Origin of the sequence: Hydrogenophaga sp. SL48 (assembly GCF_021729865.1) — a bacterium.
GTDB lineage: Bacteria > Pseudomonadota > Gammaproteobacteria > Burkholderiales > Burkholderiaceae_C > Hydrogenophaga.
Map to the genome: position 1 here is coordinate 2,398,103 of NZ_CP063400.1, position 15,828 is coordinate 2,413,930.

A 15,828-nucleotide genomic window follows, 5' to 3' on the forward strand; every position below is an offset into this window, starting at 1 on the left:
CGTCAATGCCCGTGGGCCATGCTGCTCACCAGGGTCACCAGGCCAATGCCCACCAGCAGCCAGCCGATCTGTGCGGCCGTCTCGCGCAGGCCCAGCCGCTTCTGCAGCTGCGGGATCAGGTCGGCCAGCGCCACGTAGACAAAGCTGCTGGACGCCGCCACCAGGAAGTACGGCAGAAAGTCCTCCAGCTGGGCGACCAGCAGGTAACCCACCGTCCCGCCCAGCGCCGTCACCGTGCCCGCGAGCGAGACCTTGACCAGCGCGGCCCGGTGCGTGCCCGAGGTCTGGCGCAGCACCACGAGATCGCCCATGTGGTGCGGCACCTCGTGCGCCAGCACCGCCAGCGCGGTGACCACACCCAGGCGCATGTCGGCGACGAAGGCCGACGCGATCAGGATGCCGTCGCCAAAGGCGTGCACGCTGTCGCCTGCGAGCACCGCCCAGCCGCCCGAGCGGTGACCGTGATGGTCCGCGCCGTGTGCGTGACCTGCGTGCGCGGCATGGCCGTGGTCATGACCATGGTCGTGCGGGTGGGCGCTGCCGTGCGACTCGGCGTGGTGGTGTTCATGGCCGTGGTGCCACAGCTCGGCCTTGTCGAGCAGGAAAAAGAACACCAGCCCCGCCAGCAACATGGCAAACAGCTCCTGCGCGCTGGCCTGGCTCTCGAACGCCTCGGGCAGCAGGTGCATGAAAGCCGTGGCCAGCAAGGCACCGGCCGCGAGGCTCAGCATGTGCTGGGTGAAACGCGCCAGCATGGCAAAACTCAGCAGCGCGGCCAGCCAGACGCTGCCCACGCCGGCTGCCACGGTTCCGATCAGGATCGCCAACAGGATCATTCTTGTTCCAAGGTACTCGTCAGGGGGCACCCTTGCCAGGTGCCCTGCGCCCGCTCAAAGGGCAGAAAAAAAGGCCGCTTGCGCGGCCTTGGGGTGACGTCGGGAGCGGCTGTCAGGCCACGCCGTGCTGTTTGAACCAGGCCGTGGCCCGCTTCCAGCCGTCTTCGGCCGGCTCCTTGCGGAAGCTCGGCCGGTAGTCGGCGTGAAACGCGTGCGGGGCGTCCGGGTACACCACAAAGCTCGATGCCTTGGCCGCCGCGTTGCCGCCAGCCAAAACGCCTTTCATCTTATCAATCGTGTCAAGGGGGATGCCGGTGTCGGCTGCGCCGTACAGGCCCAGCACCGGCCCGTTCAGGCTCGCGGCCACGTCCACGGGGTGTTTGGGGTTCAGCTCGCTGGCCTGGCCCACGAGGCGGCCGTACCAGGCCACGCCGGCCTTCACGCTGGGGTTGTGCGCGGCGTAGAGCCAGACCTGGCGGCCGCCCCAGCAGAAGCCCGTCACCCCCAGCTTGCTGGTGTCGCCGCCGTTGGCCGCCGCCCATTTCACCGTGGCGTCCAGGTCGGCCATCACCTGCGCGTCGGGCACCTTGGCGATCACTTCAGACATCAGCTTGGCCACCTCGCCGAAGCTCTGAGCGTCGCCCTGGCGCACGAACAGCTCGGGCGCGATCGCCAGGTAACCCGCCTTGGCGAAGCGGCGCGCCGTGTCGGCGATGTACTCGTGCACACCAAAAATCTCCGACAGCACCAGCACCACGGGCAGCCCGGTCTTGCCGGCGGGCGCCGCGCGGTAGGCCGGCATCTTGAAACCGTTCACGTCGATGCTCACCTCGCCCGCGGTCAGTCCGTCGGTCGGTGTCTTGATGGCCGTCTGCGCCATCACGGGCAGGGCCGCGGCGGCGTAGCCCACGCCCAGGGCGGCCTTGAGGGCCGTGCGGCGGGAGGGCTGGCTGTTCGCATCACGGGCGTCGAGCAACGCCTGGCTGTCGGTGATCAGATCGGTATTGAACAAGGGGTTCTCCTGGGTTGGGATGGGACGACGAAGCCGTCGGGGACGGCATGGTCTGGATCACGGTTCAGGCCAATTGGTTCGCCAACACAGGAAGATTTTGTCTGGCGATCGGCAGTGGCACCAGCGCTCAGTGCGCCTGATCCCAGTTCGCCCCCACCCCCACCTCGGCCAGCAGCGGCACCTTGAGTTCGGCCACGCTGGCCATCAGGCGCGGGATCTCGGTCTTGAGCCAGTCCACCTCGCCTTCAGGCACCTCGAACACCAGTTCGTCGTGCACCTGCATGATCATCCGGGTGCCCCTGCCCTGGGCGTCCAGCGCCTTCTGCACCGCGACCATGGCCAGCTTGATGAGGTCGGCCGCCGTGCCCTGCATGGGCGCATTGATGGCCTGGCGTTCCAGCGCCGCCTGCTTCGCGCCCTTGGCGTTCTGGATGTCCGGCAGCACCAGCTTGCGGCCGAACACGGTTTCGACGTACCCGTTCTGTTTGGCCAGGGCGCGGGTGTCGTCCATGTACTGCTTGACGCCCGAGAAACGCGCGAAGTAGCGGTCGATGTAGGTCTTGGCCGCCGCGTTCTCGATGCCCAGCGACTTGGCCAGGCCAAAGGTGCCCATGCCGTAGATGAGGCCGAAGTTGATGGTCTTGGCGTAGCGGCGCTGTTCGCTGCTGACCTCGGCGGGCGTGATGCCGAACACCTCGGCGGCGGTGGCACGGTGCACGTCGATGCCTTCGTGGAAGGCCTTGAGCAGCGCGGCGTCGCCGCTGATGTGGGCCATGATGCGCAGCTCGATCTGCGAGTAGTCGGCGCTGGCGATCACGCTGCCGGCGGGCGCCACGAAGGCCTCGCGCACCTTGCGGCCTTCGGCCGTGCGGATCGGGATGTTCTGCAGGTTGGGGTCGTTGCTGGACAGACGCCCGGTCACCGCCACGGCCTGCGCGTAGTGGGTGTGCACACGCCCGGTGCGCGGGTTCGCCAGCTGGGCGAGCTTGTCGGTGTAGGTGCCCTTGAGCTTGGCGAGGCTGCGGTGCTCCAGGATCTTGGCGGGCAGCGGGTAGTCCTCAGCGAGTTTTTCCAGCACCTCTTCGTCGGTGCTGCGCGCGCCGGTGGCGGTCTTCTTGATGACGGGCAGGCCGAGCTTGTCGAAGAAGATTTCGCCGAGCTGCTTCGGACTGCTCAGGTTGAAGGGCTGGCCGGCGATCTCGTAGGCCTCCTGCTCCAGCGCGTGGATGCGCTGGCCCAGCTCGTGGCTCTGCCTGGCGAGCGTGGGCGCGTCGATCAGGACGCCGTTGCGTTCGATGCGGTAGAGGGTTTCGCTGCTGGCGATTTCGAGCTCGTAGATGAACCGCAGCTTGGCGTCGGCTTCGAGCTGGGGCCACAGGGCGCGGTGCACGTCGAGCGTCTGGTCGCTGTCTTCACACGAATATTCGGCCGCCTTGGCCACGTCCACCTGCGCGAACGGGATCTGGTGCGCGCCCTTGCCGCAAAGGTCTTCGTAGCTGATGCCGCTGCGGCCCAGGTGGCGTTCGGCCAGGCTGCTCAAACCATGGGGTTTGTGCACTTCGAGCACGTAGCTCTGCAGCATGGTGTCGTGCACATAACCCTGCACCTCGATGCCGTGGTTGGCGAACACGTGGCGGTCGTACTTGATGTGCTGGCCGAGCTTGTGCTTCGCCGGGTTCTCCAGCCAGGGCTTGAGCTTGACGAGCACCTCGTCCAGCGGCAGCTGCTCGGGCGCGTCGGGGCCGGCGTGCATCAGCGGGATGTAGGCGGCTTCGCCGGGTGTCACGCTGAAGCTGATGCCCACAATCTGCGCCACCATTTCGTCGAGCGAGGTGGTTTCGGTGTCCACGGCCACGAGCTCGGCGGCTTCTACCTTGGCCAGCCAGGTGTTGAAAGCTTCCCAGGTGAGGATGGTGTCGTAGGCGAGACCGCTGGTGCGCGGCTCGGCGCGCACTTCACCTGCAGGGTCGGCGGGCTCCGAAAACAGGTCGTGGGTGGGCGTGCCCTTCCCCCCGGCCTTCTCCCCCGCGGGGCGAGGGGGTGCAGACGGGGCCTCGCCGCCGCCCAGCGCCTTGGCCAGGCCCTTGAAGCCGTAGGTTTCGTAGAAGGCCCTGAGCGGTTCGGTCTGGGGCTGGCCGATGCGGATGGCCTCCAGCGAGGGCATGTCGGGCACCCAGCCATTGAGGTCGCAGTCGGTTTTGATGGTCAGCAGCTGGCGGCCGGTGGGCAGCCAGTCCAGTGCCTTGCGCAGCTTCTCACCCACGGCGCCCTTGATCTGGTCGGCCTGCGCGATCAGCGCGTCCACCGAGCCGTATTCCTGCAGCAGCTTCACGGCGGTCTTGGGGCCCACGCCCTGCACGCCAGGCACGTTGTCCACCTGGTCGCCCACGAGCATCTGGTAGTCCAGCATCAGGCGGGCGGGCACGCCGAACTCGGCCTCCACCCCGGCCAGGTCGCGCACCTTGCCGCTCATGGTGTCGATGATGGTGATGTGCTCATTGACCAGCTGGGCCAGATCCTTGTCGCCGCTGGAGATGATGACATTGATGCCCTGCCGGGCCGCCGTCACGGCCAGGGTGCCGATCACGTCGTCGGCCTCCACGCCCGGCACGTCGAGCACGGGCCAGCCCATGCAGCGGACCACCTCGTGGATCGGCGCGATCTGGCTGCGCAGGTCGTCGGGCATGGGGCTGCGCTGGGCCTTGTATTCGGGGTAGATCTCATCGCGAAAGGTGCCGCCTTTGGCGTCGAACACGCAGGCGCCGTAGGCAAAAGGGTGGTCCTTCAGCAGCTTCTGCATCATGTTGATCATGATGCGGATGGCGCCGGTCTTTTGCACCGTGCCGTCGGGCAAGGTGGTGCTCATGGCGTCGCCGCCGGCGAAGAAGGCGCGGTAGAGGTAGCTGGAGCCGTCAACCAGCAACAGGCTCGGGGTGGGCGTTTTTTGATCGGACATGGCGTGATTGTGGGGGAATCCACACGCCGGGCGCCGCCCGCCACCGGCGGCCCGTGCCTACAATGGGCGGATGCGCCCACAGACCCCCTCCCTGCTTCGCCCGCTGCTGCTGACCCTCGCTCTGGGCGCCGCCCTGCCCGCGCTGGCGCAGACCGCGCCCGCTGCCCCCGCTCCCGCCGAATCGGCCCCGCTGCCCGCCGGGCAGGAGAAGGCGATCGAGCGCATCACCCACGAGGACGCGCTCTCGCGCATCGATGAGGTGCGGGTCGGCGGCCAGACACGCAGCATCGCCGTGCAGCCCAAGAACGGCGCACCGGCCTACGAGGTGGCACCGCTGCCCGCGGCAGACACCGCCACCGAAGGCCAGGGTGGCAGCAGCGGACGCAGCCGCTGGCGCGTTCTGAGTTTCTGATTTCTCCTCCCTCATGGCCGTTTACACCGAAGTCCCGACGGACGAAGCCGCCGCGTTGATGCGCGCCCTCAACCTGGGTGAACTCACCGCGCTGCGCGGCATCCAGGGCGGCATTGAAAACACCAACTATTTCGCCACCACCGAGTTGGATGGCGTCGCAACGGAGCACGTGCTGACGGTGTTCGAGCGCCTGAGCTTCGAGCAGTTGCCCTACTACCTGCGGCTGATGAAGCACCTCGCGGGCAAAGGCATTCCGGTGCCGGAGCCAGCGGCCAACGCGCGGGGCGAGCTGGTGCACACCGTGCAGGGCAAACCCGCCGCCGTGGTCGCCAAGCTGCCTGGCCGCAGCGAGCTGGCCCCCGGCATCGAGCACTGCCGGGCCGTGGGTGACATGCTTGCGCGCATGCACCTGGCCGGCCGCGATTTCGAGCTGCACCAGCCCAACCTGCGTGGCCTCGGATGGTGGAACCAGACCGTGCCCGTGGTGTTGCCGCACCTGAACGAGAGCCAGGCCACGCTGATCGCCAGCGAGCTGGCCTACCAGAACCACGTGGCCGCGAGCCCCGCGTACAAGGCGCTGCCCAGCGGCCCGGTGCACGCCGACCTGTTCCGCGACAACGTGATGTTCGAGGGCGAGGCCCTCTGCGGCTTCTTCGACTTCTACTTCGCCGGCAACGACAGCTTCCTGTTCGATCTGGCGGTCACCCTCAACGACTGGTGCATCCACCACGGCCTCGAGAGCGACGACGGACGGCACGACGAGGCCCGCGCGCAGGCCATGCTGGGGGCGTACCAGGCGGTGCGCCCTCTGAGCGCGGCCGAGCGCAGCCTGCTGCCGGCGATGCTGCGCGCCGGCGCCCTGCGCTTCTGGCTGTCGCGCCTGTGGGACTGGCACCTGCCGCGCGAGGCCTCGATGCTGAAGCCCCACGACCCGACGCACTTCGAGCATGTGCTGCGCGAGCGCGTGCGCCAGGCGCGCACGCTGTCCGTGGCGCTGGTGGAAGACGGCGGCGTGCCCGCCTGATCCCCATGAAACTGCATTCCGTTCCCGCCGCCACCGGCCTGCAATGGGTCAGGCTCGGCATGCGCACCTTCCTGCGCCAGCCCCTGGCCATGTCGGGGCTGTTTTTCCTGTTCATGGTCGCGATCTCGCTGCTGGCGCTGCTGCCATTCATCGGCACCGCGCTCTCGGCCCTGCTCACCCCGGCGGCCAACCTGGGCCTGATGGCCGCCAGCAGGGAAGCCGCCGACGGCCGCTTTCCGATGCCTTCGACGCTGGTCACCGCCTTCCGTGCCGGCCCTGAGAAGACCCGCGGCATGCTCGTGCTCGGCGGGCTCTATGGCCTGGCCCTGCTGGTGGTGCTGGGTCTGGCGGCCCTGCTGGACACCAGCGCCCCGGTGGCGGCCGACGCCGCGGAGATGACCGCCGAGGCCATGGTGCAGGCGACACTGGCCAGCCCGTCGCTGTGGGTGGCGATGGTGGTGATGGTGCCGCTGCAGATGCTGTTCTGGCACGCCCCCGCCCTGCTGCACTGGCATGGCGTGCCACCGGTCAAGAGCCTGTTTTTCAGCGCCATGGCCTGCTGGGCCAACAAGGGCGCGCTGCTGGTGTTCATGCTCGGCTGGATGGGCGTGTTCATGCTGCTCGGCCTGGTGATCTCCGTCGTGGGCGCGCTGCTGGGCGGCGCGCAGGTGCTCACCATCATCCTGTACCCGGCGGTGTTGTTCATGGCGTCGATGTTCTTCACCTCGATCTACTTCACCTTCCGCGACAGCTTCCACACCGCCACCGACCCGGACGGCACCCCACCACCCACGGACGAAGGAGCCCCCTCATGACCACCCACCACCTGCAGGGTCGATCGGACAACGAAGTGCTCTGGTTTCAGCGCCGTGAGACGCTGTCGGCGGCGGCGGCCTGGGTGGCCATGGGCGGCATGCCGGCGGCACTGGCACAGCAGCGCAGCAACGTGGTCGACTTCGTCGGCGACGTCCTGCTCAACGGTCAGCGCATGTCGTCGAACCAGACGGTGCAGAGCGGCGACGAGATCCTCACGGGCCCCGGCTCGCGGCTGATTTTCGTGATCGGCAACTCGGCGTTTCATGTGCGCCAGAACTCGCGCCTGTCGGTGTCGCGGGGGCGCACCCTGAACACCGTGAGCCTGCTGCGCCTGCTGACCGGCGCGGTGGTGAGCGTGTTTGGTCGCGGCGGCAACCGGCTCATCTCCACGCCCACCCTCACCGCCGGCATCCGGGGCACCGGGGTGTACACCGAGGTCATGCCCGACCTGCGCACCTACTTCTGCAACTGCTACGGCACGGTGGAACTGGAAACGCGGGGAGAACAGCTGGTGTCCACCTCAAACTACCACCAGTCGTACTGGGGCGAGGTGCAACCCGACCAGGGCGGTCGCGTCATCACCCCCGCCGGCGCGATCAACCACACCGACGAAGAGCTGGAGTTCCTGGCCGGCCTCATCAACCAGCGCACCGCCTGGCAGATCGCGGGCCGGAGGGGCGTGAAAGACGGCCGCGGCCACATGGACAGCGCGCCCGGCGTGCTTCACCCGGCTGCCGTGCCGAAGTCCGACGCTCGCTGAAGCGGCGCGCCCGGGGCGGGGCCCCGGCAGGCTGACGCCCTCCGGACCAGCGACACGCGGTCATTGACCCCCTGGGTCACATGACTGTCACCACCGGCTGCCAGCATGGGGCCATTCACTTCAACAGGAGGGGATGGCCATGAACCTGCTTTCGATGAACAAACCACGCCTGCTGCTCTGCTCGGGCATCGTCACCTTGTTGGCCGCCTGTGGCGGTGGCGAAGTGACCGACGTGCTGCTGCCCAAGCACCAAGACCCGACGTTTCCCGCCGTGCAGCTGACCCTGGCCCACGTGAACGACCACCATTCCCAGCTGGACCCCTTCCCCAACACAGAGCTGTTGATCGGGGGCGTGCCGACGCGGGTGGAACTGGGTGGTTTTCCGCGCGTGACCAGCGCGTTCGGTGCCTACAAGGCCAAAGACAACGTGATCAAGCTGCACGCGGGCGATGCGATCACCGGCTCGTTGTACTACACGCTCTTCAAGGGCGAGGCCGACGCGGCGCTGATGAACACCGTCTGCTTCGACGCCTTCGCACTGGGCAACCACGAATTCGATGACGGCGACACCGGGCTCAAGGTCTTCCTGGACCACCTGCGCAACGGCAGCTGCAAGACCCCGGTGCTGGCGGCCAACGTGAAGCCGCAGCTGGGCACGCCGCTGGCCATGACGAAGCCCAACGAGTACATCCAGCCGTACACGCTCAAGTCGATCAAGGGTGTGAAGGTGGCCATCATCGGCATCGACATCAAAGGCAAGACGACCAACTCGTCGCGCCCCCTGGCGACCACGGTGTTTGAAGACGAAACGATAGCCGCCCAGCGAACCATCGATGCCCTGAAAAAGCAGGGGCTGCGCCATTTCGTGCTGCTGACCCACCAGGGGTATGAGGCCGACAAGGTGATGGCCGGCAAGCTGACCGATGTGGACGCCATCATCGGCGGCGATTCCCACAGCCTGCTGGGCGACTTCAGCGCGCACGGCCTGACCAGCTCGGGCAGCTACCCCACGCAGATGCGCAACAAGGACGGTCAGCTGGTCTGCATCGGCCAGGCCTGGGAATACAGCAAGGCCATCGGCGAACTCCACCTGAACTTCAACCCCAAGGGTGAGGTGAAAAGCTGTTCCGGGCAGGCCTCGCTGCTGATCGGCTCGACGTTCCAGCGCCAGGACAGCGCCGGCAACTGGGTGGCCGTGGATCAAACCACGCGCACCCAACTGCTGACCCAGCTCAGGACCTCGCCGCTGAAGGTGACCGAGCCCGATGTGGCAGCCACGGCGGTGCTGTCGGGCTTTGCCGACCAGGTGGCCGCCAGGAAGGCCGAGGTCATTGGAAGCGCCACCGAAGCGCTGTGCCTGGTGCGCGTCCCGGGTGAGAGCACCAACCGCTCGGGCGGCGTGGCGGGCTGCGAAGCGGCCAACACCCTGGCCCGGGGCAGCGACGCGGCGCAGGTGGTGGCCGAGGCCTTCCTCGCCGGAAGCCTGGCCGCCGACATCGCGATCCAGAACGCGGGCGGCGTGCGCATCGCCGTGCCGGCGGGGCCGTTGAGCATGAACACCGCTTTCACCCTGCTGCCGTTCACCAACGTGCTGGTCGAACTGCCCATGACGGGGCAGCAGGTTAGGGACGTGCTGGAGGACGCCGTGGCCAACCACCTGGACGCCGGCCAGTCGTCGGGCTCGCACCCGTATGCGGCCGCGCTGCGCTGGCGCCTGGACATGAGCCAGCCCAGGGGCTCACGCTTCAGCCAGCTGGAGGTGCGCAACCGCGCGACCGGGGTCTGGTCTGCGATCGACCCGGCGCGCACCTACACCGTGGCCACCAACGACTTCATTGCCAGTGGCAAGGACGGCTACACCACCTTCGGCACCGTGTACGCCACCGGCAACTACGTCAACAACTTCCTGCTCTACACACAGACCTTTGTGGACTACGTGAAGGCCAACGCCAGCATCGGTCGCCCGGCGGCGGCGAACTACTCGCACCAGTCGGTGACCACGGCGGCGGGTGTGGCCCTGCCCTGAAGCGGCAAGCAAAAAAAGCCACCCTCCAGAAAGCGGGTGGCTGGTTCAAATGCCGCTGGGGTGGGGTTCAGAAAGCGGGCAGCGCCCTCACCCGTGGCGCGTGCGCGGCGTGCCGCGCCATGACCTCCATGAACACGGCCTCCACCTGGGCGGCGATCTGTTGCCAGTCCAGCTGCACCACCTGCCCACGCGCCTGGGCGCGGGCCATGGCGATGCGCTCGGGGTGCTCGGCCAGCTCGCGGGCGCAGGCCACGTAGGCCTGCGCGTCGCCCACAGGCGCCAGCCAGCCCGAGTGGTGGTGCACCAGCCACTCGGAGGCCGCAGCGGTGTCGAAGGCGAGCACCGGCAGGCCGCTGGAGAGCGCCTCCAGCGTCACGTTGCCAAAGGTCTCGGTCAGGCTCGGAAACAGGCACAGGTCGGCCGAGGCGTAGAACAGCGCCAGCTCGTCCTGGCCGCGCTGCCCCGCGAACGTGGCCTGCGGACACCGCTGGCGCAGCGCCTCGCGCGCGGGGCCATCGCCCACGAACACCAGCTTCACCGAGGGGTGCTTCGCGCGCATGGCATCGAAGGCCCGGATGGCGACATCGAGGTTCTTTTCGGGCGCCAGGCGCCCCACCACCAGCGCCACCAGGCTGGCGTCATCGGCGCCCCAGCTGGCGCGCAGCGCGGCGCTGCGCAGGTCCGGGCGAAACATCTGCGTGTCCACCCCCCGGGCGACCACCCGCGTGTTCTCAAAGCCGCCGCTGATCAGCTCGGCGCACAGCGCGCGCGTGGGCACCATGGTGCATTGCGTGAGGTTGTGGAACTTGCGCAGGTAGGCCACGATGGGCTTCTTCAGCCAGCCCAGGCCGTAGTGCGCGCTGTAGCTGTGGAAATTGGTGCGGAAGTCGGAGGTCACGGGCAGGCGCAGGTGGCGCGCGGCCTGCAACGCCGACCAGCCCAGCGGCCCTTCGGTGGCGATGTGCACCAGGTCCGGCCGCTGCAAGGCCCATGCCGCGATCAGCGCCTTCTTGCCCGGCAGGCCCAGCTTCAACTGCGGGTAGCGGGGGATCGGCATGCCGCGCATCAGCACCTCTTCGAAACCGGCGTGCTCCGCCCCGCGTTCGCTCACGGTCTGGCGAGGGCGCACCAGCTGCACCTGGTGGTTGCGTTCGCACTGCCCCTGCACCAGCCGCGCCAGCGTGAGCGCCACGCCGTTGACCTCGGGCGGCCAGGTTTCCGTGACCACGGCGAGACGCAGCGAGGGCCGGGACGCGGGAAATTCCTGCATCAGGATGTTCTGTGAGGCGACGGCTTCCATGCACCCATGATCGCCACGCGACACAACAGTTTGATGACAGGCCCGCACCGCGTGTCGTATGGATGCGATCACCATGACAGCGAGGTGGTGTCACAGGCCTTTCATCGGTGATTCACATCATGGGTGGCCCTGGTCCTTTGACCCGGCCCTTCAAACCACCGGAGACCCCAGTGAGCGAATTCTTCAAGCAACTCGAGATCCAGCGTTGGGACGATCACCGCTACTACCACCACAGCCGCGTCAACCAGGCCCTGCACTTCGTCAGCGCGCTCAGCTTTCTGGTGGCCTATGGCTGGCTGTTCGTTGACCCCGCCATCGCCGCGCTGATCGCCTGGCTGGTCTCCATGACGACGCGCCAGTCGGGCCATTTCTTCTTTGAGCCCAAGGGCTACGACCACGTCAACCAGGCCAGCCACGAACACAAAGAAGAGATCAAAGTGGGCTACAACCTGCAGCGCAAGGTGGTGCTGATGGCCCTGTGGGTGGCGGCCCCCCTGGCCTTGCTGGTGCAACCCGATCTGATGGGCCTGGTGGAGCCGCACGAGACCACCATGGGCTACCTGCGCCAGGTCGGCATGGCGTGGCTGGCGCTGGGGGTGGGCGGCTTGCTGTTCCGCACAGTGCACCTGTTTTTCATCAAGGACGTGCAGACCGGCCTGGTGTGGATGACCAAGATCCTGACGGACCCTTTCCACGACATCAAGCTGTACCACAAGGCCCCGCTGCACCTGCTGCGCGGCGAGTGGATCGACCCGGCCTACCACGGCCAGCGCGGCTGAACCGGCACCGCTCGCGACCGCCCGCCTTGAACTCAGCGCCCCAGCAGAGCGCCGAGCACCTCGCGCAGGATGCCGCGCCGGATGTCCTTGTTGCTCTGCCCGCCGCCTTGGCTCCACCAGCCCTGCGACTGCATGTCGCGGCCAGCGAGCACGAAGCGTTGCAGCACCTGCTCGAAGTCTTCGTCGCTGAAATTCAGGCTGAAGATCAGGCGCCCCGTGCCCACCCAACTCAGCGCCAGACCGTGCCAGCGCAGGTAGTACTGCAACAGCCAGTTGTAGCGCGAGGGCTCGGTGTAGCCGATGGTCCAGATGCTGTGCAGGTGGGTCGCGCGCATGGGCAGGCCCTCGGCGGCCATGGTTTGATTGAAGCGCAGCGCGCGCGCGTCCCAGCGCGCTTCCTGCCCGTCGTAGATGGCCTGCACCTCGGGCGAGTCCAGGCGGCGCAGGAACGCGTTCATGCCGCCCATCACATAAGGGTGGGCGTTGAAGGTGCCGCGCGCGAAACACACATCGGCCGGGCGCTCGGGGCGGTAGCGCTGCATCAGCTCGTGGCGCCCGCAGACCACGCCCACCGGGTAACCGCCGGCCAGCGTTTTGCCGTAGGTGACCATGTCGGCCTTCACGCCGAAATATTCCTGGGCGCCGCCCGGGGCGAGCCGGAAGCCGAGGAACACCTCGTCGAAGATCAGCACGATGCCGCGCTCGGTGCAGACCTCGCGCAGGCGCTGCAGCCAGGCCGTGTACGCAGCCTTGTCGTAACCGGCCTGACGGCTGCTGTCGACCAGCGCCGAGTCGGCCGGGGCGTTGCGGTTGGGGTGCAGGGCCTGCAGCGGGTTCACCAGCACGCAGGCAATGTCTTTGCGCGTGCGCAAGACCTGCAGGCTGCGTTCGCTCAGGTCGGCCAGGGTGTGGGTCTCGCGCGGGGGCAGCGGGTTGCCCGGGCCGGGTTGCACGTCTTCCCACCAGCCGTGGTAGGCGCCACAGAAGCGCACCAGGTGTTGGCGCCGCGTGTGGTAACGCGCCAGGCGCACGGCCTGCATCACCGCCTCGGTGCCCGACATGTGGAACGAGACCTCGTCCAGCCCCGAGATCGCACGCAGCCGCGCGATGTTGTCGGCCACGCAGGGGTGGTAGGCGCCGAGCACCGGCCCGAGATCCTGCGCCATCGCCGCGCCCTCGGCCATGGTGGCCTTGTAGAAGTCCACGCCGAACACATTCACGCCGTAGGAGCCCGTCAGGTCGATGAAGCGGTTGCCGTCGAGGTCGGTCAGGCTCACGCCCTCGGCCGACTGCACGAAGGCGCCCACCTTCAAGCGCTCGCTCACGATGGGGCTGAACTGGAAAGGCACGCGGTATTTGCCGGTGAACTGCAGATCGGCCAGGCCCTCGCGCGCCTGTGCGGTGAGCGCAAGGGTCTTGGCGTAGCGCTGGGCGAAGCCGGCGCACAGCGTCTCGAACGCCGCGCGCCGCAGCTGCGCGACCTCATCGGACACCCCGTCGCAACTGAAAAACCGTTCCTCGTCGTAGGCGTAGCCCGGCAGCAGCCGCGCCAGCCGCTTGGCCAAACGCGAATGGCCGGCGAGCGAGCGGTGCTTGGCGCGCGAGAGGTCGAGGCGGCGCTTGAGCGCGGGCAGACCCAGCGCGAGCGCAGCGGCCGGGAGGGCGTATTCGATGAAGGGCATGGCGATGACTGCTCCGTGACTGCAATTCCGCGTTTCTATTTCACCCCCATGACACCCGTATGAACCTGAGAGCAGCCGCTCAGCGCCTGGTGCTGAACGAAGACCTGAATTTCCTGCTGACCAACCGCGTGCCGCGCATCGCGCTCACGCGCTTCATGGGCTGGTGGAGCCGCATCCGCCACCCCTGGGTGCGTGACGCATCCATGGCGGTCTGGAAAACCTTCTCCGACCTGGACCTGAGCGAGGCCAAAAAGACGCATTTCGACAGCCTGCACGACTGCTTCACCCGAGAACTCAAACCCGGCCTGCGCCCTCTCGACGGCCGGCCCGGTGTGCTGACCAGCCCGAGCGACGGCATCGTGGGCGCTTGCGGCCGCATCGAGGCCTTGCAGTACGGCACGGACGCCCAACTGTTCCAGGCCAAGGGCTTCCCCTACCGGTTGCTCGACCTGCTGGGCGACAACGCGCCCGGGCGCGAACTGGCGCGGCAGCTGCAGGGCGGCAGCTACGTGACACTGCGCCTCACCTCCGGCATGTACCACCGCTTTCACGCGCCCTGTGACGCCACGCTCGAACACGTCACCTACATCAGCGGCGACACCTGGAACGTCAACCCGATCGCGCTCCAGCGCGTGGAGCGGCTGTTCTGCCGCAACGAACGCGCCGTGTTGCGGCTGCGCCGGGCGGATGGCGGCCTGCTGGTGCTGGTGCCCGTGGCGGCCATCCTGGTGGCCAGCATGCGCCTGCGCGCGCTCGACGTGCCGCTCAACCTGCGCTACCGCGGCCCCCACCAGCTGCCCTGCTCGGCCCGCTACCGGCAGGGCGAGGAACTCGGCTGGTTCGAACACGGCTCCACCATCCTGGTGCTGGCACCGCCGGGCCTGGCGCTGGACCCCTCGCTGCAGAGCGGCCACCGCATCCGCATGGGCGAAGCGCTGCTGCACACCGCCGCCCACCCAACCACCGACACACCATGACAACGGTCCAGCTGATCTATTTCAACGCCGGTGGCGGCCACCGCGCCTCGGCGCTCGCGCTGCAGGCCGTGCTGCGCGAACAGGGCCGTCCCTGGGACGTGCGCCTGGTCAACCTGTTCGAGGTGCTCGACCCCACTGGCCGCTTCCAGCGCATCACCGGCAAGGCCCCGGAGGACTGGTACAACCAGCGCCTCGCGCGCGGCTGGACCCTGGGCATGGCGCAGGAGCTCAAGCTGCTGCAAAGCCTGATCCGCGTGGCGCACCCCGCCCTGCTGCGGCGCCTGCGGCGGCACTGGTTGACCACGAGGCCCGACCTGGTGGTCTCGCTGATCCCCAACTTCAACCGCGCGCTCTGCGAGAGCCTCGATGCGGCCCTGCCGGGCGTGCCTTATGTGACGGTGCTGACCGATCTCGCCGACTTCCCGCCCCATTTCTGGATCGAGCGCCACCCCTTGCAACACCTGGTCTGCGGCACGCCCCGGGCGGTCGAGCAGGCACGGGCGCACGGCCACGACGCGCAGCACGTGCACGCCACCTCGGGCATGGTCCTGCGCCCCGAGTTCTACCGACCCTCCCACCTCAACCGGGCCGACGAACAGCGCCGCCTGGGCCTGGACCCGGGGCGCCCGACCGGTCTGGTGCTGTTCGGTGGCCACGGCTCGAAAGCCATGCTGGGCATCGCCGAGCGGCTGATCGACACGCAGCTGATCCTGGTCTGCGGCCACAACCAGAAGCTCGCCGACGCCTTGCGCGCGCTGCCCCAGGGGGCGCCGCGCCTCGTGGTGGGGTTCAGTGTGGACATCCCGCGCTACATGCAGCTCGCGGACTTCCTGATCGGCAAGCCCGGGCCGGGCAGTGTGAGCGAGGCGGTGCAGCAGCGGCTGCCGGTGATCGTGGTGAACAACGCCTGGACCATGCCGCAGGAGCGCTACAACGCGCAGTGGATCGTGGAGAACCGGGTCGGCCTGGTGCTGCGCAGCTTCCGCTTGATCGACCGGGGCGTGGCGCAGCTGCTGGGCGACCTCGACACCTACCGCGCCAGCGTGCGCCAGATCCACAACCAAGCACTGTATGAAATCCCGGAGATCCTGGCCGGCCTGTTGCAAGGCGGGGCGCCCGAGCGCCCCGCCACCTCGATCTCAGATCAGCATTTCAGGAGCCCAGCACCACTCGCCACGTAAGAAGCAGTGCAGCCCAGGGGCACCGCCGGGCCGGCTTCGCCGGACGGCCAGTGCCGCCCCCCTTGAG

General features: G+C 68.1%; 13 protein-coding genes. 8 read left to right on the forward strand and 5 right to left on the reverse strand.

The features are described from left to right. Positions 1–2: 2 nt before the first annotated feature. From IM738_RS11365 to polA, 3 genes are all read right to left on the reverse strand, one after another. Positions 3–836 (reverse strand): ZIP family metal transporter, encoded by an 834-nt coding sequence (locus IM738_RS11365; protein WP_236965964.1) that lies wholly within the window; start codon positions 834–836, stop codon positions 3–5. 112 nt (positions 837–948) lie between these two features. Continuing rightward, the gene (locus IM738_RS11370; RefSeq protein WP_236965965.1) at positions 949–1,848 is read right to left on the reverse strand and encodes a dienelactone hydrolase family protein; all 900 of its coding nucleotides are present in this window, start codon (positions 1,846–1,848) and stop codon (positions 949–951) included. A gap of 127 nt (positions 1,849–1,975) precedes the next feature. After that, complete coding sequence (gene polA, locus IM738_RS11375; RefSeq protein WP_236965966.1) at positions 1,976–4,804, reverse strand: DNA polymerase I; 2,829 nt, start codon at positions 4,802–4,804, stop codon at positions 1,976–1,978. 70 nt (positions 4,805–4,874) lie between these two features. Between polA and IM738_RS11380 the strand changes: the two genes are divergently transcribed. The 5 genes from IM738_RS11380 to IM738_RS11400 all read left to right on the forward strand — a co-directional run bounded on the left by IM738_RS11380 (position 4,875) and on the right by IM738_RS11400 (position 9,842). After that, the gene (locus IM738_RS11380) at positions 4,875–5,216 is read left to right on the forward strand and encodes a hypothetical protein (protein ID WP_236965967.1); all 342 of its coding nucleotides are present in this window, start codon (positions 4,875–4,877) and stop codon (positions 5,214–5,216) included. A gap of 13 nt (positions 5,217–5,229) precedes the next feature. Further along, positions 5,230–6,240, forward strand: coding sequence for a homoserine kinase (locus IM738_RS11385; protein WP_236965968.1), 1,011 nt, complete (start codon positions 5,230–5,232; stop codon positions 6,238–6,240). Positions 6,241–6,245: 5 nt separating this feature from the next. After that, the gene (locus IM738_RS11390; RefSeq protein WP_236965969.1) at positions 6,246–7,055 is read left to right on the forward strand and encodes a BPSS1780 family membrane protein; all 810 of its coding nucleotides are present in this window, start codon (positions 6,246–6,248) and stop codon (positions 7,053–7,055) included. Then, on the forward strand, positions 7,052–7,816 hold the full coding sequence (locus IM738_RS11395) for a FecR family protein (protein ID WP_236965970.1): 765 nt from the start codon (positions 7,052–7,054) through the stop codon (positions 7,814–7,816). The genes IM738_RS11390 and IM738_RS11395 overlap by 4 nt, the downstream gene beginning before the upstream one ends. Before the next feature lie 139 nt (positions 7,817–7,955). Then, complete coding sequence (locus IM738_RS11400) at positions 7,956–9,842, forward strand: 5'-nucleotidase C-terminal domain-containing protein (RefSeq protein ID WP_236965971.1); 1,887 nt, start codon at positions 7,956–7,958, stop codon at positions 9,840–9,842. A 67-nt stretch (positions 9,843–9,909) separates the two neighbouring features. On the opposite strand, the gene IM738_RS11405 is transcribed toward IM738_RS11400, so the two are convergent. Beyond that, positions 9,910–11,142: a glycosyltransferase family 4 protein gene (locus IM738_RS11405; protein ID WP_236965972.1), complete on the reverse strand. Its 1,233-nt coding sequence runs from the start codon at positions 11,140–11,142 to the stop codon at positions 9,910–9,912. A gap of 170 nt (positions 11,143–11,312) precedes the next feature. On the opposite strand from IM738_RS11405, the gene IM738_RS11410 reads away from it, so the two are divergent. Further along, on the forward strand, positions 11,313–11,921 hold the full coding sequence (locus IM738_RS11410) for a hypothetical protein (protein ID WP_236965973.1): 609 nt from the start codon (positions 11,313–11,315) through the stop codon (positions 11,919–11,921). Positions 11,922–11,953: 32 nt separating this feature from the next. Here the strand turns inward: IM738_RS11410 and IM738_RS11415 are convergent, their stop codons facing one another. Next, a complete protein-coding gene (locus tag IM738_RS11415; protein ID WP_236965974.1) occupies positions 11,954–13,603 on the reverse strand; it encodes an aminotransferase class III-fold pyridoxal phosphate-dependent enzyme in 1,650 nt (549 codons plus the stop codon). Positions 13,604–13,662: 59 nt separating this feature from the next. Here IM738_RS11415 and asd point away from each other — a divergent pair, with 59 nt between their 5' ends. Together asd and IM738_RS11425 are read left to right on the forward strand one after the other, a co-directional pair. After that, a complete protein-coding gene (asd, locus tag IM738_RS11420) occupies positions 13,663–14,580 on the forward strand; it encodes an archaetidylserine decarboxylase (protein WP_236965975.1) in 918 nt (305 codons plus the stop codon). Further along, the gene (locus tag IM738_RS11425) at positions 14,577–15,761 is read left to right on the forward strand and encodes a glycosyltransferase (protein ID WP_236965976.1); all 1,185 of its coding nucleotides are present in this window, start codon (positions 14,577–14,579) and stop codon (positions 15,759–15,761) included. Before asd ends, IM738_RS11425 begins: the two co-directional genes overlap by 4 nt. Positions 15,762–15,828: the final 67 nt, after the last annotated feature.